This is a genomic window from Candidatus Defluviilinea gracilis (genome assembly GCF_057138825.1).
Genome location: NZ_DBNHEF010000042.1, coordinates 1 through 21,519, shown reverse-complemented (window position 1 = coordinate 21,519; position 21,519 = coordinate 1). Strand labels below are relative to the sequence as shown.

The following is a 21,519-nucleotide window of genomic DNA, read 5'->3' as shown; positions in this document are numbered from 1 at the left end:
GTTTGGCAGGGCGTTGCTTGACAATCCCCTACTCCCAAAGTAAAATTCCGCACGCTTAACCAAAGGAACATCGCCGAGATAGCTCAGTTGGTAGAGCACGCGACTGAAAATCGCGGTGTCCACAGTTCGATTCTGTGTCTCGGCACTATCGGTGAACGTTAACCGAATGCGGGCGTAGTACAGTGGTAGTACGTCTCCTTGCCAAGGAGAAGGTCGTGGGTTCGAATCCCATCGCCCGCTCAGTTTTTTTATGGCGTCGTGGCCAAGTGGTAAGGCAAGGGTCTGCAAAACCCTCACCACGGGTTCAAATCCCGTCGACGCCTCTCTCAAGTTTTGATAGACGGTTACAAACTTTTGAAGAATGAACGCCGCAAGGCGTTTTTTTGTTGCCACAGCATGATGCGCAAGAATTGCAAACCTCAACCGCTCATTTCAGCATATAATTGCCTTAGTAACTTATCCTGTCGCTGATCGATCATGCATTTATGACGACGCAAGATTACAATTCCATCGATGAAAATATTATACGTTGAAGACGATCCCGCTCACGTAGCTCTCACCGAGCGAGCGCTTGAAGATGCGTTTCAGCGCGGGTTTGAATTAATCCACGCAGAGACGCTTTCTGCCGCTTTGGATATCCTCGATTCGCAAACCGATATCGATCTGGTGCTCTCCGATCTTCGCCTGCCGGACGGGACCGGGCTAGATCTGTTGACGCATGTCAAAAGCCGCTCGGCGATCATGCCGGTTGTTCTCGTTACTGGCCAGGGCGATCAGGAAAATGCGGTTGCGGCGCTCAAGGGTGGAGCCACCGACTATCTCGTCAAACAAAGCGACTATTTACTGCGCCTGTCGGTGGTGATCACCAATGCCATTGCCCAGAGCAGATTGCTGAAGGAACAAGCGGCATTACGCGATACGGAGATCAAATACCAAACGCTCATTGAACAAACGCCGGCCGTCGTTTTTCTTAGCAATGCAGACGACAAGGAAACAGGGGTCTATGTTTCGCCTCGTTACGAGGAATTGACCGGTTTCACCCCAACCGATTGGTATTCGGATCCTACCCACTGGTTCAAAACCATTCATACCGACGATCAAGAGAGAATCAGACAGGCGTTCGTCCTATCACATAACAAGGAAACGCCCTTTCGTGAAGAATATCGGATCGTGCGGCGCGATGGCCAAGTGATCTGGATCAAAGAGGATACCAGCCTGATCCGTGATAATCACGGGGTCCCGATCTACTGGCACGGCATCCTAGTGGATATTACGAAAGAGCGGGAAATTCAAACCGCCCTGCAAAATGAACGAGATTTTGCCCTGCAAATCCTCAATACCATGGCGCAGGGTCTTACCATCACCAATGAACAAGGCGTGTTTGAATACGTCAATCCTGCGTATGCGAAAATAATCGGGCGGAGTCAAGAGGACATTATCGGACAAAGACCCTCAGATTTTACCGATCCGTCCATGCGCGCGGCGCTTAACCGACAGAGTGAAATCCGTCAGCGCGGGCAGTCTTCAACCTACGAATCCATACTGCTCCATAAACAGGGTCATACCGTGCCTGTGATTATCAGCGGCGCGCCGCGTTCAAACGAGATTGGAAAGCGGGGCGCGATTGCGGTGATCACTGATCTCACTGCCATTAAGAAAGCGGAGTCGTCGCTTTCCCGGCAAGTGAAGGAGTTGACGGTTCTGCACATGGCTTCGACGGCCGAGGCGGAAATTGCCACCTCGGAAAATGAATTGATCGAAAAAATTACCAGCATCATAAGCCATGTTCACACAGAGGTGTGCGGCATCCTTTTGCTGGATTCTTCCGGCGAAGTCTTGTTTCCTCATCCCTCCTACCGCGGGGCGAATATCTCCAGTTGGAGGGATGGATTCCACATCTCTCAGGGAATCACCGGAAAAGCCGTTCGCCTTGGAAGACCCATCAGGACCGGCGATGTAAGTAAAGAAGATGTTTATGTGCCGATCGCAACCGAAATTCGCTCGGAGTTGTGTGTGCCGATCCAGGTTAATGAGCGGACCATCGGCGTAATCAACGTGGAGAGCAGATCGCCGGATGCGTTCGACGATGGCGATGAGCGATTCCTGGTTACCATTGCGGGAGGGCTTGGAAGCGCCATTGAGCGGCTTCGCCTTTATAAAGCGGAACAACGCCGCGTGCGAGAATTGGAAATCATCAACCAGATCTCCGCCGACCTGCGCACTGCCCAGACCCTGGATGAAATGCTCGTAATCTTGCTGGATGAAACAATGCGTTTGATGAACACCGAGCATGGTTCGATTTGGCTCTTCAGCCAGACGGACAACCTCCTTGTTCAACGGATCGCCAAAGGGAACGAACTGAATATATCTGTGAAAGAATTAAAACCCACGGAAGGAATCGTTGGGCGAACCTTCGTCACCGGCACAAAGTATATTTCGCGCGATTTAAGAGCCGATCCATTAACCTACGAGAAAAACCGCGATAGCATTTTACCCGGCCTGGGAGGGGTCGCCATTCCGATTCACTCGACAGCGGGAATTGTGGGCGTTTTGGCGATTTTCATCGATTCGGAGCGGCACATCACGAATGACGAAGTAAACCTGATGACCATTCTGGCGGAGATCGCCGGCAATGCCGTTCACCGCACGGAATTGTTCGAACAGGGGCAGGAACAAATCCGCCGCCTGACAACCCTGCGCGATATCGATTCGGCGATCGCATCCTCCACCGATTTGAAAGTAACGCTTAGTATCCTGACGGAATATTCTGTCAGACAATTGAAAGTCGACGCCGCCGAGATCCTTATTTATCGACCGGAGATCCAGAGTTTATCCTACCTGTCTAGCGCTGGGTTCAAAACGATCACGCCCACCCGCCCACTGGTGCGAATCGGCGAGGGATTGGCTGGGCAGGTGGTAATGAAGGGAAGAATCGATCATGTGATCGACTTGAAAAATTCTCCTGAAGCCCGTCGAGATCCATTCTTGTTACGCGAGGGATTTGTTACATATATCGGCATCCCGCTGATCGTCAAAGGACAGATCAAAGGTGTCTTTGAGGTGTTCCATCGTTCGCCGCTTTCCCCCAACGCAGATTGGATGCAATTTCTCCAAACGCTCGCTGGTCAAGCCGCCATCGCCATCGACAACGCGCACTTATTTGAAAATTTACAAAAGTCGAATCAGGAACTCACCCAAGCATACGATACCACCCTTGAGGGATGGGCGCGCGCGCTGGAACTGAGAGACCGCGAAACCGAAGGACATACCCGCCGCGTAACCGACCTGACCTTGCGGCTGGCAAGCGCCATGGGTATCAAAGAGGAAGACCTCGTAAATATCTATCGCGGAGTGCTCCTCCATGATATCGGAAAAATGGGCGTTCCAGACCAAATCCTGAAAAAAACAGGACCACTTACAGCCGATGAATGGGATGAAATGCGACGCCACCCGCAATATGCCTATGATTTGCTCGCCCCCATCACATTCCTGCGCCACTCGCTCGACGTTCCTTACTGCCATCACGAACACTGGGACGGTAGCGGATATCCAAATAAATTAAAGGGCGAACAAATCCCGATCTCTGCGAGGATCTTTTCTGTCGTCGATGTTTGGGACGCCCTGCTTTCAGACCGATCATACCGAAAGGCTTGGCCCCGCCCAAAGGTGATCCAATACATCCGCGAAAACTCCGGCGCGTTGTTTGACCCCGAGGTGGTCAATGTGTTTCTCGCGATGATCGCCGAAGATGAACAAAAAGATGATTGATCGCAATTCGACTCTGGGGCCCTGATTACCTTACAGAGTGCGTTTGGATGCAACCCCTTGCACCGCCCACAAGGGCAGGTGAAAACGCTGATTTCGCTGATTCCAAAGGGAGAAAATCTGCGTTTTCAGCGTGAATCAGCGTCCCGATTTTGAAAGTGTAATGTAGTCAATCTGGGGCGCATTATTTGACCCGCAAGAATTTGCGTTTACCCACTTGGATTACGCCAGGATGCGGAAAAGGTATGTCTCCGCGCTCAATGGTTTCCCCATCGAGTCGCACTCCCCTCTGATCGAACAACCGCTTCGCGTCTGACCGGCTTGCCGTGAGTTTCGCCGCGAGAATGACATCCAGCACGGTTTGCCCCGGCTGTAATTGGAACTCGGGCATTTCATCGGGAATCTCTTTTTGCTGGAACATCTTCACAAAAGATTCCTGCGCCAACGCGGCGTCGGCGTCGCCATAGAAAATCGAAACAATCTCGCGCGCCAACCTCATCTTCACATCGCGCGGGTGCGCTTTCCCTTCGGATAATTCTCTTTCGAGGCTGTCGATCTCCCCCGGACTCCAGCGCGTGACAAGCCGCATATAAACGCCCATGGCAAAATCGGGAATGGACATCAACTTGCCATACATATCGTCCGCACCGGTGTTGATGGGCACGATATTCCCGATAGATTTGGACATGCGTAGCACGCCGTCGGTGCCGGGCAAGATTCCCGTGATGATGCCCACCAGCGGCTTTTGCCCAAGCGCCTCCTGCAATTTTCTCCCCGCCACAATGATGTTGAATAACTGGTCCGAGCCGCCAACTTGAACGTCGGTTTGCATGGCAACCGCGTCATAGCCTTGCATCAACGCGTAAAAAGTTTCGTGCAGGTAGATCGCCTCGCCTTTTTCCAGGCGTTTTGCAAAATTTTCACGGGCAAGGAATTGCTGAACCGTGAAGTTCTGCCCCAGGCGGATCAGATCGAGCAGGGAGAGTTCACTCAGCCACTCTCCGTTATATCGAACCTGCGTCTTCTCCCTGTCGAGAACACGGAAGGCTTGATCGGAATACGTCTTCGCGTTTTCAGCCACTTGCGCTTCCGTCAGAATCGGGCGCGCTTTATTTTTGTCAGACGGGTCGCCGACCAACGCCGTGTAACTGCCGATCAGAAACGTGACCTCATGACCCAGATCCTGAAACTGGCGAAGTTTTCGCATGGAGATGGTATGCCCGAGATGCAAGTCGGTGGAGGTTGGGTCGTAGCCGCAGTACACGCGCAAAGGTCTGCCTTCTGCGAGACGCGCGCGCAGTTCAGCAGTCATTGCTTTCTTGGTATCTTCGTCACCGTATTCGGTGCCTTGCATCAATAATTCAACTTGTTCTTCGATATTCACGAACAACCTCCGGGCACAAATAAAAACGCGCGGCGCAACGGCGCCACGCGTTCAAGTCGCCATCGCTGAGTTAGGGGCGGCGGTAGTCATAGGATTTTTCTACGCGCGAGAAACCAGACATGCGCCGATTATAAACCATCACTGCCCAAGATTGAAGACAAACGACCAGGGACCGCGGATCGTGTAAAACTCATCGCTAAACACGATCTGCTCCGCCTCTTCCTGCGACAGGCTGTCTGGTTTGCCCACCACCTGCATGACCGGCGCCCCATTCACATCGGAGCATCCGAGCGTGATGCCTGTGCCTCGTTCGTTCATGGTCTGCTGAATTTTTGAAATGTAAATGTTGCAATAATCCTCCGGGCGCGGCAGGGCGGCAATGGCGTCCACAGTGATCGTTACCGCCGAGAGATCGGCATCGGGCGGAACGTTGAAAAAGGACAACATATCACAGCGAAGGCCAGACGCGCCCTCCACAGGTTCTTGAATGCTTAGCAGGGTCGAGGCGAAGTCGAACAACGCCACACCGCCGTATTGCAAACTTGCGCCCCAAATCGACCAGTCTGACCCGTCGATCAACGTGAAGCAGACTTCCGCGTTGACGTTTTTTCCATCGCGCCAGGCGCGGGTTGCGCTCACATTGATTCCGCTGGAGGATTGAACCGGCGCCGCAGGAGCCGATTCAATCGTCGGGTAAGATTGATCGATGAGCGCTGTCGGCAAGGGTTGAACAGCCCCTTGAGGGAATCCGCCCGGGGCGCACGCCGTAGATAACAACAGGATCGCAACCAAAGTTCTTTTCATGCTAAAACTCCTTTTAGGCTGACAAATTTGCCAGCGCTTTTTTCAATGTATCGTATTCAAACGTGAAACCAAAATCAAGAAGCCGCTTGGGTTGGGAGTATCGTCCTTCGGTCAGCAGTACGCTCATTTCACCCAGCATCACTCGCAACAGAAACGACGGCAGATGAAACCAATATGGGCGGTGAAGAATCCACGCGACCCCGCGCATAAACTCTGCATTGGAAGTTTGCGCGGGGGAGATCAAGTTGAATGCGCCTGAAGCAGATTTGTGCGTGAGCAGAAATTTCATGGCATCGATCTCATCCACGATATGAATCCAAGGCATGGCTTGGCGCCCATCGCCAAACTTGCCGCCAAAAAACAAGTTGACGGGTAGTTTCATCAACGGGAATAACCCTTTACTCTTATGAAGCACAACCGCGGAACGGCAGATTACCCTGCGAACGCCGAGTTGTTCAAGCGGTTGCGACGCATCCTCCCACTTGACCGAAAGTTGAGCGAGGAAATCATCTCCGGGCGGGGTCGATTCGTCTGCGACTGTATTGCCGCGCAAGCCGTAATAGTTGATGCCAGAGGTCTGGAGGTACACACTCAGGCGGCGGTCAGCGCCGGCGATGGCAGAGACAAGCGCGCGGGCGGGAAGGACACGCGAGTCTTCGAATCGCCGCTTGCGTTGTTGAGTCCAAGGCGCGTGGTCGAGGCTGTATCCTGAAACGTTAATCAGCGCGTCCATCTCGTTGATGATCTGCCCCCACCTCCCGGCAGTCTGCCCATCCCAGTGAACGTGATTCGCGGCGCGCGGCTTTCGCCGCGTCAAAATGGTCACTTGGTGTCCATCCGCTTGCAGGCTGGCGGCGAGGGCTGAGCCGAGGAACCCGGTCCCGCCGGCGATTAGTATGTTCACAAACTTTCCTGTAACAGATTCATGACATCTCGAGGAGCGACTTTAACGCTTTCAAATATTCGGCAGTATAATCGTGCCTGTTTGTAGAGCCAGAATGTACGAGCCTGTATTGGTGTTGAACGCTAATTTCGAACCGATCAACGTGTGCACGACAAGACGGGCAGTCGGTTTGTTGCTGGCTGGCAAGGCGGATATGGTATTGAACGGTCGCGGTCATATTCGGACCATTCGAGAGTTGCTCCCGCGCCCTTCGATCATCCGGCTTGAAAGCCAGGTTCATAGACCGCGCCCGCACGTCAAGTTGACGAGGCGCGAAGTGTTTCGCCGCGATAATTATACCTGTCAGTATTGCGGGAAGCGCGAAGGCGGGTTGACAGTGGACCACGTGATGCCCCGACACATGGGCGGCGCGCACGTGTGGACGAACGTGGTCGCGGCGTGCCCTTCATGCAATCACCGGAAGGGCGGCAGGCGCGTGGAAGAGGCGCACATGCGGTTACATCATTTGCCCAAGGAGCCTCCCGCCAATGCGGCGTATATTTTCGGCAAGCATTTGAATGAGTATCAAGAATGGGAGCCTTTTATCGCAGGCTGGTAAACAATCCTCTCCGTCGGAGAGGATTGTTTTAGCTCTCCCGTTTCTGAGAGGATTACGACTCGCAGGAAGATTCTTTGCCACGAATTTACACGGATATTCGCGAATGTTTTAAACAATCCGTGTGAATTTGTGAAATCTGTGGCTAAGGTTTTTGGGCTTTCCCGTTAATAACGGTAAAGCTATTTTTTTTATAGCTCGATCGTCATAAAGTCTTTCGCCACGATCACTTCGCCGGTAAACGTTTTTCGAGCGTCTGCGGCGATGTCTCCACTGGCAAACCGCCCCGTTGGATAATGGATCAGATACAACTTCCCCACTTCGGCTTTCGCGGCGATCTCTCCCGCCTGTTCGGCGGAGGAGTGACCGAACGCGGCTCCAGCGGCTTCATGGATGAGCACATCTGCCCCCGCGGCAAGGCGGACGGTCTGCTCGCATGGCTCAGTGTCGCAAGAATAGGTTAGCACTTTGCCATCGGTCAGGCATTCCACACGCAAGCCGATGGTCGGGATCATATGGTGAACCGGCGACGAGCGCACGCGGAACTCGGCGCTATCAAACACCAACGACATTTCGGCTTCGGGCAGGCGATAAAAACCAACGGGGAAAAAGTTGGGCCATTCGTCCCAGCCGTAAAAACCCATCAGGTCTTCGAGTCGATCCATGGTGTAGTGCAAGCCGTAAATGTTGACTGGCTTCGTCCGTCCCATCAGCCACATATCCATGAGCAACAGCGGAACACCCGCCACGTGGTCCGGGTGAAAATGCGTGATCACAATATCGGTCAGGGAGTTGAAGTCCACGCCCGCTTGTTCGAGTCGGACGACGGGAGTGCTGACGCAATCCACAAGAATCGTCCGCTCCTCGCCCACGATAACGAGGTGGGTGTTTTCGTGATCGATCGATGGCACCGCGTTGGACGAACCCAGGATGATGATTTTTGGCATGTGCCCCTCTTCTTTAAAAGTATGGGACGAACAATTGTAGGAGTTGTGGAGTGACGTACACTTCGATTATCGCCGCAATGGCAAGAAGCGGCAGGGCAATACCGATGAAAATACGGAGCCAATCTGCAAGGGCAACGAGCAAAAGTTCGCCCAGGCTCTTTTCCTGTTGTGGGGTAACCAACAACGCGCCAGCCTTCAATGTGGCGGCGACCGAGAGAAACACAGCGGACAACTCGAAGATGCCGTGAGGCAGAATCCCAGCCACGAACAACAAACCAGGCGAAAACCCCAGCACACTTGCCCCGCCGAGCACGCCGCCCACCAATCCCATATTGATCAGAAATAAAGTGACGCCGAGCGTCCCGAACGATACAATTCCGAGCAACAACATGATCACGACCGCGCGAGCATTGTGATAAAACAACACAGGCATGGGAATCTGAGCGCTCAAATCGTCAAAATCCATTAGGTTTTGGTTCATCAAGGTCTTGATTCGATCCGCAATATCCGGTGAAAGATCCAGGTAGGCAGGCACATTGATAACCACCCACAGATAACTCGCCGCGATCGCCGCAACGCCAAGCGCCGCCACAAGCGCCAACGGGCGCTTAATCTGTGAAATGGTTTCAGGCAATTCAACCGCGTACCAAGCGCGGATCGATTCAGCCTTTCCAATAAACCGCCCGGTAAAGACCCGCCACATCTGTCTGAAGTTCAGGGTGTCGATCTCCCTACCCAATAAATACTCGCGCCGAAAGTGTGAAATTCCCAGACGGACGATCAACACCGACAGCAGGGTAACGCCCGCAATCGCGTACCAGAGCACGCTCTCGTTGCCCCAAAAGATCAGCGCGGTTTCTCCCTGTAACAAAAACGCAACCGGCACCACCACGAACGACGCCAACAGATTTGCGGCGCGAATAGACGTGGCTTGCACAGAGATAACGATCGCCGAACTCACCATCAAGACAGCGTGAGCGAATGTGAGCAACAAAACCAGCGCAAGCAAATAAGGGCTGGGGAACGCCACGTCGCGATACGTGATCAACACCAGATAGATCACAATAGACACAAAACTAAACACAAGCGGAGTTGTGATCCCCACCAACATTTTTCCCAAATAGAGCTGATGGTCTTCAAGCGGAGAACTCAAAAGCGGTTCGATGGTGCCGCGCTCTTTTTCACCCACGAAGGTTTCCAACGCAACCACCAGAGTAAACGAAAGCGGAAAAAACCCGATCACCAGAATCACGAAAGGAACAAGACGCTCGAGGATCAAGCCGCCGCCGAAGCGATTCATGAATCGAATGGCTTCCTGCGTGCTATCGTCCGCAACGAATGGAAACAGCGCCATCAGCAACGTCATCGGCGCCACAATGCGCCAATCGCGGAATTGGTCGACGAACTCGCGCCGCGCCACCATCCAGATGGCATCCCAGTTACGCCGCATACGCCAACCCCTGCGCCTCAGCCATGGTCTTCAAATATACCTGCTCCAATTTTCGAGGGACTTCGTGAAAGGATATCAATGGCGCATTCATGGACGTGAGCGAGTGGACAAGTTTGGAATTCGCAACCTGCGGCGCTTCAATTCGGAATTTGAGACTGGTCCCGCCCCTCGAAACGACCTCCACCCCGGCAGGCAGGCTCAACCCGCTTGCATCGAAAACCTCCGCGAACCTTGCTTCGTATTCCACAGGACCCAACACACGACGCTGTAATTCATCCAGCGTGCCGCTCAAAAGAATCTTGCCGCGATAAATGATGGCGATATGGTCCGCCAACGCTTCGGCTTCCGCAAGGTTATGCGTGCAGATGACAATCGTCCGCTGGGATGAACGCAGACGGGCAATTTCATCCCGCACCAATCGCGACGACTCCGGGTCCATGGCGGAGGTCGGCTCGTCCAACAATAACACAGACGGATTATGCATCAACGAGCGGGCGAGCGCGAGTTTTTGCTTCATCCCTTTTGAATATTCCCCTGAGCGCCGTTGCGACGCTTCGGTAAGCCCGAAGTAATCGAACAAATATTTACTACGCGTAGCGCGCGCCTGAACATCCAATCCATAAATTTTCCCAAAGTAATCGAGGTATTCGGCGCCGGTCATGCGCAAATACAAGCCGTGCTGTTCTGTCAACACCCCCACGTTCATGCGAATCTCTTTCGGGTTCTGCGTCACATCATACCCGGCGACGCGAGCATACCCGCGCGTCGGCATAAGCAACGCGGTCAACATGCGGACGGTGGTTGTCTTCCCCGCGCCGTTCTGCCCCAGCAACGCCAGGATCTGACCGGGTTGAACGTTCAGCGTTACGCCCTGCACTGCCCAAAAATTGTTATTGAACTGCTTGCTTAAATCGTTTGTTTCGATCATAAGATAAATTTATTTTCCGATCGTTTTGTTGGCGAGCATAGCCAGCGCCTATTGTACAGTCAATCAGACAACAGTCCCCCCGCAAATTTGAAAAGTCATTAATGTACAATGGAATCCCGGCGATGCCGCCAATACAAAGCCGCGCCGGCGCATACCGCGATGACCGCCATAAACGTCTGGTTAATGTTGATGCCAGCCACCAGGGAGGCGTCGAGTCGCAAGAAGTCGAGAAAGAAGCGGATGACCGGGTAGGTGACCAAATACGCGAGGAAGATATCGCCCGACTTGAGTCGATCCGCGTACCGGCGAGAAACCCATAACAGCAACAGCATATTTGCAAAATTCAAAATCGACTCATACAAGAACAGCGGGTGGTAATAATCCACGTCGAAGTACCCTGCAAGGCGTTTTTCGGGCTCGATGTACAACCTCCACGGCAGGTTTGTGGGCGCACCGTAGAGTTCCTGGTTGAAGAAGTTTCCCCAGCGACCAATCGCCTGACCGAGCGCCAGGCATGGAGCGGAAATATCCGCCCATTCTGAAAATTTCAAGTTGTGCTTGCGGGAATAAAAAAATAGAACGATCGCGCCGCCGATGACCGCGCCGGGAATACCCAACCCGCCCTTCCAGATCGCAATCGCATCCAGCGGATGGGACAGATACCACGCCGCGGTGATGCCAGACGAAGGAGGCGGGGTGAGGATATGCCAGACACGCGCGCCAATAATGCCGCCAACGATCAAATAAATGAGCAGGTCCCAAACGATTTCCGATTCATACCCCCGCCGACGCGCCTCTTTTGAGGCAAGCCAGGCGCCAGCCACCGCGCCAAGCATCAGGATGATGCCATAAAAACGAAGGACCTGTTCCGCGCCAAACAGAAAGTAATGGATGCCGTCAAATTGAATACTCATGGTTTTTTCTCTTCCAGCATTGCCGTTCTCATGCGCGCATGCGCCTGCGCGCGGACGTGCCAAATCCTTTGAAACGCTGTAATATTAGCGAAGATGGCGATGACAGCCAGCCCAAGGTAAAGTTTATTGAAAACCAGGGAAGGCGCAAGCACAAGATATCGCTCCACCCGCGTGAGCAAACCCACTTTTGCTCCGTAGCCCAGCCCTTCGGCGCGCGCTTTCACGTATGAGACGAGCACAGATCCCGCGGCGGCGATGAAAGTCAACATGCCGCCTAACGGTTCGCCAAGGGTCAGAAAATGATACAACAACCCGCCGTAGATGATCAATTCGGAATAGCGGTCGCTGACCGAATCGACGAACGCGCCGAAATCGCCCGGCTCGCCGCGCAACCGCGCCATGGTTCCGTCTAACGCGTCGACGGGCGTCATGATCAGTACCCAAAGCCCGCCGGTAAACATCTCGCCTCGCGCCAGATAATACGCGCCGATGCAGTTGCCGATCATTCCGATGACGGTCACCATATTCGGCGTGAGACCCAAACGGTTGAAAAGCCTGCCGAGCGGGTCGAGCACCCACTTGAACCACAGGCGCAAATAATCGGTCAATGTCTTTCGCGTTGCCGCAGGAGAGGATTTATTTTCCATAGCGAATACGTTCAGCAATCATATCAGGGTTTTACGATCATTTTAGTCCTTGTGATTTACGGGAGCGTCGATGATTTACCAGAGTCTCCCAATTCCTCATCCAACGGACCGACTAACACATCGCGTTCCTTGCCGCCTCCCTGCGAGGGACCCACAACGCCCATCTCTTCCAGCTGGTCGAGCAAGCGCGCCGCGCGCGGGTAGCCGATTCGCAACCGTCTTTGCAGTAACGACGCCGACGCGCGTTGACTCTGCCGGACGATCGTGACCGCCTGCTCGATGAGACCTTCGTCTTCGTTTTCATCCGGTTCGCTCAACAATTTCTCCCAGGGCGGGGTAGCGTCTTTCTCCTCGGCATTCTTCTGCCAATGCGCGATGATCCGCTCGATCTCCATATCGGTGATCACCACTCCCTGCGCGCGCGCAGGCGAGCCGCTTTCCGGGTTCAAGAACAACATATCGCCGCGCCCCAGCAATGTTTCCGCGCCGGTGGTGTCGAGGATCACGCGGCTATCCACACCGGAGGCAACGGCAAAGGCGAGGCGCGCCGGGAAATTCGCTTTGATCAAGCCGGTCACCACGTCGGTTGACGGGCGCTGCGTGGCGACGATCAAATGGATGCCCGTCGCGCGCGCCATTTGCGCCAGACGGACGAGGTTATGTTCCGTCTGGTCGGGCGCAGACATCATCAAGTCCGCGAGTTCATCGATCAACACAACAATGCGCGGAAGGGTGACGCCGTCTTTCTTCTTCGAAATACGGCGGTTATAGGTTTCCAAATCGCGGACATGCGCGCCTTCGAGCAGGCGATAGCGATGTTCCATCTCCACCACCACCCAACGCAACACGCCGAGAATGCGCTCAACGTTGGTCTCGACCTTCCCATACAAATGCGGCAAACCGTTGAAGCGAAGCAACTCGACCATCTTTGAGTCGATCATCACCATGCGCAAATCTTCGGGCGGGTTGTTCATGGCAAAACAGGCCGCCAACGCCGTGATACATATCGACTTGCCCGAGCCGGTCGCGCCGGCGATCAACAGATGCGGCATGCGCGCCAGATCCGCCGCCAACGGTTGACCTGAAACATCGCGCCCAAGAGCCATCGCCAAAGGCGCGCCGATCTTGTGGAACGCGTCGGTTTCGAGGATCGAACGCATCCGCACGACCGAAGTATGCGTGTTCGGCACTTCGATGCCCACATAAGGCTTGCCTGGCACCGGCGCTTCGATGCGCAACCGTTCGGCAGAGAGCGCCAACGCCAAATCTTTTTGCAGTGACGCAATCTGCGCAACGCGCACTTTCATCTGTTGCGCCTCTTCCTCGGTGGCGCCCGCTTTTTTCATGAAGCCGGGCTGAACGGCAAATTGCGTCACCGTCGGACCCACGCGAAAACCGATCACCGTTGCGGCAACGCCAAACTCGGCAAGCGTCTTTTCGATCATGCCGGCGGTTTGGTTGATCGTCCGTTCATCGGGGCGGGCGTTTTGGTCGGCGAGCAACACGTTCAACGAGGGCAGGCGATCATCGCGGTCTCGCGGGGCGGCAGGCTTTTTATCTTTTTGATCGGCAATACGCAGAGACTTTCTAAATTCCGGAGGCAACGCCGGCGCGGATGATTTTTTGCGCGTGGAACGCTCCGGCTTCTCCTCCGCCTTCGCTTCCACCGGGATTTCAAGTTGGGTCGCCAGTTGGGGAGGTGGCGCCTCGCCTGCGAGTTTCAACAACCATCTTTCGAGAAAAGCCCATACCTCCAAGCCGGTCATCGCAAAGAAAAACCAGAGGACCGCCAACAACAGCGCGCCCCATAATCGATCGATCCGCCAAAATAGAGTGACGAGTCCCCAACCGATCCGGCCGCCGTCTGCTCCAGCCTCCGCGCGGATGAGCGATCCGCCTCCGCTGGCGGCGAGCAAACCCAACGTCAGGAGAGAAGCGAGCAACAGCGCGGAAAGCCTCCCCCACCCGAGAGGAGGTCCGCTACGTCGAACGGCTAGGAATCCGAAATATCCCAACCCGACCGCCACGAGGTAGGCTCCCCAGCCAAACCAAAGCGACAGGAAATCAACCCAGGGCGAGAGCGCCGAGCCTTCGGTGAAGTTTCGCAACGCGAGGAAGGTCATGAGCGCTGCGGCGAAAAGTAAAATGCCGAAGGCGTCGCGCGCGAAACGTCCAAAGCGCTCGTTGAGCCGCGCAAGTTGTGTGAGCCAATCGTTGCGCGGCTCAGGGGCGGGAGGCAGGTTGGAATGTTTTTGCATGAGAGGCTCAGGTCGCGCTTACCCCTTCGTTCGTTTCCATGTCCAGGATGGCGCGCGCAACGGCTTCGACAGCCACGCGCTGTTTGCGGTACAGATCGGCTTCAGACATGGCAAGCCTGCCCGCCACTTCGCGCACTTTTCTGCCTTCGATAAATTTCATTTCGAGGATGTTATATAAGATCCATTCGCTGGTGAAGCGGCGGTCGCCGTCCGGTTTGACCTGATCCACCGCTTTACGAAGCAGGGCGCGCAACGCATTCGCGGCGTTCCCTTCGTGTTGCTCCACCAGCGTTTGGACGACCCGCAACCGCATGAGCGGGCTGTTCGATAATTTCGGTCCGCCCCAGTAATGCGCGAGAGCGTCCTTCACCCAGTCGGCAAGGTCTGATTCTTGGGGAAGAGGTTCGGTAAGGAGAGTTGCCTTCGAGTCGTAACGCCCAGCCGCGCGCATTCGTTGGAGCAGGTCGATCTGGGGTTGCAAATTTTCGAGCGAGTGAAAAACGCGTTGTTGCAGGAGGCGGTCTTCAAGGGCAAGCGCGGCGCGGTCGGCGAGCAACCACAGCGCATCGCGTTGGTCTCTGTCCATGGGTCGGTCTGCTTTGCGCGCGATCCCCAGTAAGCCCAACAACGGCGGGATCTCGTCACGGTCGCCATTTTCGGTTTGTTTATGAAGCGGGAGTATCCAGAAGTTTCCCCAGGTGTATTCATGCCGCTTGCCCTGACCGTTCAAGTGAACGACCTTCAACGCTTCATCCAGGTTCTCATTCTCAAGCATGGAACGGTTCCCGGCGACCACACTCAAAGTTAATTCATCGCCATCCAAGGCGGCGACAAACGCGCACGGCGATTGTAAATGGTCGCGCACAGCGGCAAGCACGGTTTCGAGGAACTGTTGCAAGTCGCCGCGAGTGAGCAGGCGCTCTTCAATATTTTGCAAAAGTTGAAGTTCTTCGCGGTCGCGCCCGTAAAAAAGAAATCGCTCCCACAGCGGAGAGAACAACGTCACCGCATGTTCGAACAACAGCACCGTAACCACAACCGCCAGCGGCACAAATCCCGAATACGGCTCGCCCCCGAGGAACTCGCCCGTGCGCCGAACAAGCGTCATTGTGGTCAATGCGAGAGAAGCGGTCACCGGTCCGCGTAGGAGCCATTTGAACAGGCGGCTCTTTACCACGCGGTCAGGCCACGATACGCCGAAGAAGGCAACCGCATAAGCCATCACCACTACTAAAATCGCCACGAGCAAATTGTTGATAAAGGCGATGCTCCAAAATAAAAGCGGGTACTGTGCCGCAAGGCTTGAACCAAACAACAAGTACGGGTACGAACCGAGCGCCGGCGCGGTGGCGCCTGCCATCAGGTAGATCATGCGCCGCCTGCCGGAACGCGTCAACATGCGCGAGTAGGCGCGGATGAAGTTATATCCCGCCAGGGCAATGATCAGCAGATAAAAACCGGTAAAAAGTTGCGTCCACTGCGTGTGTTGCAAGTGAGGCGCGGGTTTTCCATCAGGTACAAGGGGACCAACCAGCAAGCCCGAGGCTAGTAGAGCGACAAACCCCAACGCGACTGCATAGACAAGGCGAATGGCAAACCTGCGCCGCCCGCGCGAGGGACGCCCCGCGGTTACCAACAGCGCGTCGGAGAAATGCAAATACGCCGGGGGAAGAAAGATGATCCCGATCCATTGCAATTGAAGGAGATATTCGATTCCCCAATTCGGAACTGTTTTATTCTGCAGAGCCTCGGTCGTAAAGACCGCCACCACGCAAAGCAGGATGATGGCAAAGGAACGCGCCACACGATCGCGCAAATTAAAAGAGAAAGCATACATCAACAGCGAGAATGCTGTAATGGCGATCCCCGCCGTCAAAATATTATTCAGCGTTTGAAGCGCTGTGAGCAATCCATCCAGCCAGCCGAAGAACATAGATTACTTGATCGTCCTGCCGAAAAATAAAGTTACATCTTGCGTGGGGTAGTAATGGTCATTATACCCGCAGAACTCGTAACCGAATTTTTGCGTCAAACGGATGCCGCCCTCGTTCTTCGATTGCATTTCAAGGATCAACCGACGCGCGTTTCTTACGGAAGCCCAAGCCTGCGCTGCCATTAGGAGAGCGGAAGCCGCGCCTTTGCGCCGTACCTCCGACGTGACTATCAGATCGGTGACCCAAGCTACCGATGAAGAATGTTCCTCTTTTGCGCACAAATAACCGATAACTGCGCCTTCATCGATAGCTACCAACGTCAGGTCGCGGCGGGTCCATTCGTCGGCGAGCGCATATTGATTTCGCGGGTAGGCCACATCCACCGTGCGCGGCAGGCGCACCTCGCGGAAACTTGCAACAACCTGGTTTGTCTCGCGCTTCAAATCTAATTGCCAGACGTAGTCGCTTCGACTTTTATGATCGAGCGCCATCAGGCGGGGAATATCGGCTGCAACAGCGGGTCGAATTTCAAACAAGGTAGTTCTCCAATTTACTGGTTTTCCACTCGGACGACGATCACACAGGGTCCGATAGTTTGTCCGGCATTATCGATGATTACAAGTTGCAGGAAGTAATCGCCGTTGGGCAGGGTGACTGTGTCCCATTCGCCGAGCGTATCGTTCTTCACGATCTTATCTCCTGCCGAAATTGTCGCCCAAATATTTGAGCCCATCGAGGAAACTTCATATTTAAAGAACGCAAGATTTGGGACATCCGCAGTGCCGGTCAACTCGATCTTGCCGCTGACCACGGCGCCCGGCTCTGGGGCTGTGAGTATAATCTGGTTCGGCACACATCCGCTCATGCCGCTGGGGGCCGCTTGGGTGGGCAACGAGGCTGCTTGAGTTGCCGCATCAGGCGCAAGTGTGTTCGGCGGTGTAAGAAGCAGGTCGAGGGTGGGGGTCGCAATCACATCTAAGCCGGGAAGCGATGGAACAACGAATGAGGCGATGAAGAATTCCGCCAAGATCAACCCAAGGACGGCAAACCCAAATAATGTTGATCGTATCAGCCGGCGTAAGGCGAATTCACGCTCAAGCCCGTACACCGAATTCCGCCATTCCAGCCAATAGCGAACCATGTTACGGGCAATGAATAGACCCCAGAGGATCAACCCGATATAGATCAGGGGCTGATAAGTTTCCAGGGAACGATAAAACTGACTCATTCCACGAACTTACAGGGCACGCAATACGCCGCGAATGATTTTTTCGATTTTTGGCGTGATCACCTTGCCGGCTTCGATGACCTCCTCATGAGTGGTTACCGTAGAGCCATCAAGGTTGGCCTTGTTGCTGATGCCCGAAAAACCCAGAACGCGCATCCCGCCATGACGGGCAACGATCACCTCCGGCACCGTGGACATTCCCACCGCGTCTGTGCCGGCAAGGCGGAGGAAGCGCAAGTCGGCAGGACCTTCGAACGAAGGACCGCTCAAGCCGCAATACACTCCTTCGCGCAATGCGATACCCGATTCAGCGGCAGTTTTACGGGCTTGCGCCATCAATGGCAAATCATAGGCTTGGCTCATATCCGGGAAGCGCGGACCGAGTTCTTCAATGTTGGGTCCCATGAGAGGGTTAGCGCCGGTCATGCCCATGAGGTTCAAATGATCGGTAATGAGCATCACATCGCCGGGCGCAAAGCCTGGGTTTACGCCTCCCGCGGCATTTGTGACGATCAGGATCTCAATGCCCATGCGCGCCATCACGCGCGCGGGCAAAGTCACTTGTGAAATGCTGTAACCTTCATAGAAGTGAACCCGTCCCTGCATTACCATCACAGATTGCCCCTCCAACTCGCCGATGACCAGCCTGCCGGCATGCCCGTGCACCGTGGAACGGGGCCAATCTGGAAGGTCGCCGAAGGGGATGGAATCCGCCTTCTGGACAGAATCAGCCAGACTGTTGAGCCCGGAACCGAGGACGATCCCGATTCGCGGGCTATGTGATGTTCGCGCCCGGACGGCTTCCACAGCCCGGTCGATTTGTTCGAGAGTGACAAATTGATTCATAGGTATCTTCTCGCTAAGAAATTTTGCCGTCAATTATCTCACGGCAAAAAAATTATATCAGATTAGAAGGTTACAAATCCCTCGCGCTCATGAAGTACAATAACGGCGAATTTTCACTTCCCTCATGACAAACAACATGCTCCCGCCCGCAAGCCGATTCATGTTGCTCCTCGCAACGTTGATTTCGCTTCTCGGTCAGGGTTTTTGGCTGGCTCCTGGCAGGTTTGAGTTCATCCTAATTTCTTTTTCCGCTGTGGGGAACATCATCCCAGGCGGCGTTTTCCTTGCGCTCGCATGGTTGTTATACATTCAGTCCCTGCGGCGCATACGCCTTTCGCAGGAGCGCATCAAACGTCAGACCGAAACCTTGCTCTCCATTCAATGTGTCGCCACGGTGGGAACTTTGCTTCTGTTAATGGATTTTCCCGCGGGGATCAAGCAGATGGGATTCTTGCTAAGCGGGACGATTACCCTATTAACCAGCATCGGTCTCTATCTTAACTTTAGCATCCCCATCGGGGAAGATGTCGGGAGGTTTGATCCTATGGCGGAAGGCAATGAGGCAAAAGCGCTTCGCGCCCAGATCGAATCGCTCAACGAACGGTTGGCTGTCGAAAAACATCGGAACACGCAACTCACCTTCCTGAACGAGCTCAGCAAGCAGTTGGAAGCCGAATTGGAATTGGAAGTTGCCGCGCAACTCGCTGTAAACACGCTCGCCCATGCGATCGATTCTTCGTTCGCATCGCTGTTATGGCACGAACCGGAACATAAGCGCTATGTGATGCTCACCGCTTCAGGCAAAGATATCGGAACAATTCCGCCGGGGTATCAACAAGACTCCACCCGAGGCGTGCTGGGGCGAACCACGCGCTTGAAAAAAACCCAAATCGTGCACGATACGCGAACCGATGCCGATTTTCTGCCGGTCGATTCGTTCACCGTGCGGTCCATGATCAGCGTGCCGATCCTCCAGCACAGCAAGATCCGCAGTGTCATCGAGATCTGTTCCGACAAAGTTTCGGCATTTTCAAGCGACGATGTAAGTATTGCTGAGGATGTGGCGCTTGAATTAACGCGGGCTTGGGAGCGGGTTAGTTATCACCAGCGGTTAAAGGAGTTGATTCAAGCGGGCACCTCGCTGACCACTTTGCTCGACCCGCAAGCCGCCGTGCAGGAGGTGGCGTTGATCGCCCAGAAAACGCTGGAGGCGCGCTTTGTATTCGTCACCTTGCTTGACCAACAGGGAAATTTCTCGCGGATTGCGGCGGCAGGCAATGCCCCGCGCTTGTTCGCCGCATTGAGCCAAAATTCCACAAACGAACCGATCATCCAAGCCGCGTTGAACTCCACGAGACCTTTCCGCATCCGCGACATACGCAAATACGCGCAACCGGGAAAAATGGACGTGGACACAACGGGCTTGAGAAGCGCGCTCGCCATCCCCATCCGGTTGCACCGGCTGAGTATTGGCACCATCATTGCGTTTGGCAAGCAGGATGGCGTTTCCTTTTCAGAGAACGACGAATCGCTCGCCGATTTGATGTCTTCGCAAGCGGCGGCGTCCATTGAGAGTTCGTGGCTGTATCAGGAATTACGCAACACGCTCAACACAACCTCCATGTTATATCAACTGAGCGTGGATGTTATTCAGGCGGAGGAATTAAGCGACGCGGCGGAACTGATCGCCCAAGCCGCGCATAAACTCACCAGCGCAAGCGAGACCGGTATCACCTTGTTGTCGAAGTCGGGGAAGATCGAAGCGGAAGTTGGCATCGACGCGAATGGATTCCACAACCGCCGCGAACATCCGCAAACCAGTATCGACCAGGCAATTCAGACCGGGCAAAGCATCATCATCTCGAACGAAAACGGCTCCATCGTCTGCTATCCGCTATTGACCGTTGGCGGAACGTACGGCGCGTTATGGATGAATATCCCTGAGAGTCGCGGGCAGAACTTTGCGAATCTGCAGACGCTGGCGAATCAAGCCGCCATTGCGCTTGAGCGCGCCATCCTGCTGGCGGAGTCGCGGCGTCAGGCGGAGGAGATCAAGCGGGCATATGCGGAGTTGGAAACCACCTATGATCGCACGTTGACTTCGCTGATGTCCGCGTTGGACGCGCGGGACCGCGAAACAGAAGGACACAGTGTGCGCGTCAGCCGTCTTGCTTGCACGCTGGCGAAGGCATTGGGATTGTCGGAACCGCAATTGAAATCGCTCGAGCGCGGCGCCTTGTTGCACGACATTGGAAAGATCGGCATCAGCGATACCATCCTGCACAAGCCGGATAAATTGACCGATGATGAATGGAAGATCATGCGCGTGCACCCTGATATCGGCGCGCGGATTGTGGAAGGTATCCCCTTCTTGAATGACGCCGTGCCTCTGATACGGCATCACCACGAACGCTGGGACGGGAGTGGCTATCCTGCCGGGCTAAAAGGCAGGGAAATTCCCACGCAGGCGCGCATCTTCGCTGTTGCAGATGTTTTCGACGCGCTGACCAGCCGGCGAAGGTATCGTGAAAAGTCCACCCCGGAAGAAGCGCTCCAGTTTATGAAGGACAACGCGGATATTTTGTTCGATCCCGATATCATCGAAGCCTTAACGCGCATTTCGCATCATGAATATACCGAGAGCGCGAACGCGCAATAAACGCGTTTCTGTTAGAGAGTGTTTCTGAAGTCTGACCCTTATTCTTTTTGCACACGGATTTCACGGACCACACGGAAAAAAGACGTTTTTCTAAAGATTTTTCCGTGAAAATCAGTCAAATCCGTGGTGGGTGCGCTAAAAGTATGTAGATGAGTTTCACTACAGACAGGAAACCCTAACCACGGAGTCACGGAAACACGGAGAAAAACAATTAAAAAAACTCCGTGACTCGGTGACTCTGTGGTTTGTCTGTTGG

The 21,519-nt window shown here is 54.4% G+C and carries 17 protein-coding genes and 3 tRNA genes; 6 read left to right on the top strand and 14 right to left on the bottom strand.

The features are described from left to right. Positions 1-72 precede the first annotated feature (72 nt). The 4 genes from AC16KF_RS05205 (at position 73) to AC16KF_RS05190 (ending at position 3,768) form a co-directional block, all read left to right on the top strand. Positions 73-145 (top strand) — tRNA-Phe (locus AC16KF_RS05205). 23 nt (positions 146-168) lie between these two features. Continuing rightward, positions 169-240 (top strand) — tRNA-Gly (locus AC16KF_RS05200). A gap of 12 nt (positions 241-252) precedes the next feature. Then, positions 253-323 (top strand) — tRNA-Cys (locus tag AC16KF_RS05195). Positions 324-513: 190 nt separating this feature from the next. Further along, on the top strand, positions 514-3,768 hold the full coding sequence (locus AC16KF_RS05190) for a GAF domain-containing protein (protein WP_484036237.1): 3,255 nt from the start codon (positions 514-516) through the stop codon (positions 3,766-3,768). A 181-nt stretch (positions 3,769-3,949) separates the two neighbouring features. Here AC16KF_RS05190 and tyrS read toward each other — a convergent pair whose 3' ends face one another. The 3 genes from tyrS to AC16KF_RS05175 form a co-directional block, all read right to left on the bottom strand. After that, entirely contained in the window at positions 3,950-5,149 is a 1,200-nt protein-coding gene (gene tyrS / locus AC16KF_RS05185; protein ID WP_484036236.1) for a tyrosine--tRNA ligase, read from the bottom strand. Positions 5,150-5,287: 138 nt separating this feature from the next. Beyond that, positions 5,288-5,953 (bottom strand): hypothetical protein, encoded by a 666-nt coding sequence (locus tag AC16KF_RS05180; protein ID WP_484036235.1) that lies wholly within the window; start codon positions 5,951-5,953, stop codon positions 5,288-5,290. A gap of 13 nt (positions 5,954-5,966) precedes the next feature. Continuing rightward, positions 5,967-6,857, bottom strand: coding sequence for a TIGR01777 family oxidoreductase (locus AC16KF_RS05175; RefSeq protein WP_484036234.1), 891 nt, complete (start codon positions 6,855-6,857; stop codon positions 5,967-5,969). A 94-nt stretch (positions 6,858-6,951) separates the two neighbouring features. Here AC16KF_RS05175 and AC16KF_RS05170 point away from each other — a divergent pair, with 94 nt between their 5' ends. After that, complete coding sequence (locus AC16KF_RS05170) at positions 6,952-7,455, top strand: HNH endonuclease (RefSeq protein ID WP_484036233.1); 504 nt, start codon at positions 6,952-6,954, stop codon at positions 7,453-7,455. 188 nt (positions 7,456-7,643) lie between these two features. Here the strand turns inward: AC16KF_RS05170 and AC16KF_RS05165 are convergent, their stop codons facing one another. The 10 genes from AC16KF_RS05165 to AC16KF_RS05120 all read right to left on the bottom strand — a co-directional run bounded on the left by AC16KF_RS05165 (position 7,644) and on the right by AC16KF_RS05120 (position 18,604). Further along, positions 7,644-8,399 (bottom strand): MBL fold metallo-hydrolase, encoded by a 756-nt coding sequence (locus tag AC16KF_RS05165; RefSeq protein WP_484036232.1) that lies wholly within the window; start codon positions 8,397-8,399, stop codon positions 7,644-7,646. A 13-nt stretch (positions 8,400-8,412) separates the two neighbouring features. Continuing rightward, positions 8,413-9,849: a stage II sporulation protein M gene (locus AC16KF_RS05160; RefSeq protein ID WP_484036231.1), complete on the bottom strand. Its 1,437-nt coding sequence runs from the start codon at positions 9,847-9,849 to the stop codon at positions 8,413-8,415. Then, a complete protein-coding gene (locus tag AC16KF_RS05155) occupies positions 9,839-10,777 on the bottom strand; it encodes an ABC transporter ATP-binding protein (RefSeq protein ID WP_484036230.1) in 939 nt (312 codons plus the stop codon). The genes AC16KF_RS05160 and AC16KF_RS05155 overlap by 11 nt, the downstream gene beginning before the upstream one ends. A 98-nt stretch (positions 10,778-10,875) precedes the next feature. Further along, complete coding sequence (gene lgt / locus AC16KF_RS05150) at positions 10,876-11,691, bottom strand: prolipoprotein diacylglyceryl transferase (RefSeq protein WP_484036229.1); 816 nt, start codon at positions 11,689-11,691, stop codon at positions 10,876-10,878. Beyond that, positions 11,688-12,338: a CDP-alcohol phosphatidyltransferase family protein gene (locus tag AC16KF_RS05145; protein ID WP_484036228.1), complete on the bottom strand. Its 651-nt coding sequence runs from the start codon at positions 12,336-12,338 to the stop codon at positions 11,688-11,690. The genes lgt and AC16KF_RS05145 overlap by 4 nt, the downstream gene beginning before the upstream one ends. Positions 12,339-12,394: 56 nt before the next feature. After that, positions 12,395-14,596 (bottom strand): FtsK/SpoIIIE family DNA translocase, encoded by a 2,202-nt coding sequence (locus AC16KF_RS05140; protein ID WP_484036227.1) that lies wholly within the window; start codon positions 14,594-14,596, stop codon positions 12,395-12,397. Positions 14,597-14,603: 7 nt separating this feature from the next. Next, entirely contained in the window at positions 14,604-16,529 is a 1,926-nt protein-coding gene (locus AC16KF_RS05135) for a hypothetical protein (protein WP_484036226.1), read from the bottom strand. A 3-nt stretch (positions 16,530-16,532) separates the two neighbouring features. Next, the gene (locus AC16KF_RS05130; protein ID WP_484036225.1) at positions 16,533-17,066 is read right to left on the bottom strand and encodes a GNAT family N-acetyltransferase; all 534 of its coding nucleotides are present in this window, start codon (positions 17,064-17,066) and stop codon (positions 16,533-16,535) included. 14 nt (positions 17,067-17,080) lie between these two features. Beyond that, complete coding sequence (locus AC16KF_RS05125; RefSeq protein WP_484036224.1) at positions 17,081-17,758, bottom strand: hypothetical protein; 678 nt, start codon at positions 17,756-17,758, stop codon at positions 17,081-17,083. 9 nt (positions 17,759-17,767) lie between these two features. Then, positions 17,768-18,604 carry a purine-nucleoside phosphorylase gene (locus AC16KF_RS05120; RefSeq protein WP_484036223.1) on the bottom strand — a complete coding sequence of 279 codons (837 nt, stop codon included), beginning with the start codon at positions 18,602-18,604 and terminating at the stop codon, positions 17,768-17,770. A gap of 124 nt (positions 18,605-18,728) precedes the next feature. On the opposite strand from AC16KF_RS05120, the gene AC16KF_RS05115 reads away from it, so the two are divergent. Continuing rightward, positions 18,729-21,263, top strand: a complete 2,535-nt coding sequence (locus tag AC16KF_RS05115) for an HD domain-containing phosphohydrolase (RefSeq protein ID WP_484036222.1) — start codon at positions 18,729-18,731, stop codon at positions 21,261-21,263. A 38-nt stretch (positions 21,264-21,301) separates the two neighbouring features. On the opposite strand, the gene AC16KF_RS05110 is transcribed toward AC16KF_RS05115, so the two are convergent. Next, positions 21,302-21,519 (bottom strand): hypothetical protein (locus tag AC16KF_RS05110; RefSeq protein WP_484036221.1); only part of this gene is annotated, 218 nt, incomplete at its 5' end.

Excerpts from the sequence above, each read along its gene's own strand:
- AC16KF_RS05165 (WP_484036232.1), bottom strand. The coding sequence starts at position 8,399 with ATGCCAAAAATCATCATCCTGGGTTCGTCCAACGCGGTGCCATCGATC.
- AC16KF_RS05115 (WP_484036222.1), top strand. The coding sequence starts at position 18,729 with ATGACAAACAACATGCTCCCGCCCGCAAGCCGATTCATGTTGCTCCTC.
- AC16KF_RS05170 (WP_484036233.1), top strand. The coding sequence starts at position 6,952 with ATGTACGAGCCTGTATTGGTGTTGAACGCTAATTTCGAACCGATCAAC.
- AC16KF_RS05125 (WP_484036224.1), bottom strand. The coding sequence starts at position 17,758 with ATGAGTCAGTTTTATCGTTCCCTGGAAACTTATCAGCCCCTGATCTAT.
- AC16KF_RS05120 (WP_484036223.1), bottom strand. The coding sequence starts at position 18,604 with ATGAATCAATTTGTCACTCTCGAACAAATCGACCGGGCTGTGGAAGCC.
- AC16KF_RS05145 (WP_484036228.1), bottom strand. The coding sequence starts at position 12,338 with ATGGAAAATAAATCCTCTCCTGCGGCAACGCGAAAGACATTGACCGAT.
- AC16KF_RS05135 (WP_484036226.1), bottom strand. The coding sequence starts at position 16,529 with ATGTTCTTCGGCTGGCTGGATGGATTGCTCACAGCGCTTCAAACGCTG.
- AC16KF_RS05190 (WP_484036237.1), top strand. The coding sequence starts at position 514 with ATGAAAATATTATACGTTGAAGACGATCCCGCTCACGTAGCTCTCACC.
- lgt (WP_484036229.1), bottom strand. The coding sequence starts at position 11,691 with ATGAGTATTCAATTTGACGGCATCCATTACTTTCTGTTTGGCGCGGAA.
- AC16KF_RS05140 (WP_484036227.1), bottom strand. The coding sequence starts at position 14,596 with ATGCAAAAACATTCCAACCTGCCTCCCGCCCCTGAGCCGCGCAACGAT.
- AC16KF_RS05180 (WP_484036235.1), bottom strand. The coding sequence starts at position 5,953 with ATGAAAAGAACTTTGGTTGCGATCCTGTTGTTATCTACGGCGTGCGCC.
- AC16KF_RS05160 (WP_484036231.1), bottom strand. The coding sequence starts at position 9,849 with ATGCGGCGTAACTGGGATGCCATCTGGATGGTGGCGCGGCGCGAGTTC.
- AC16KF_RS05155 (WP_484036230.1), bottom strand. The coding sequence starts at position 10,777 with ATGATCGAAACAAACGATTTAAGCAAGCAGTTCAATAACAATTTTTGG.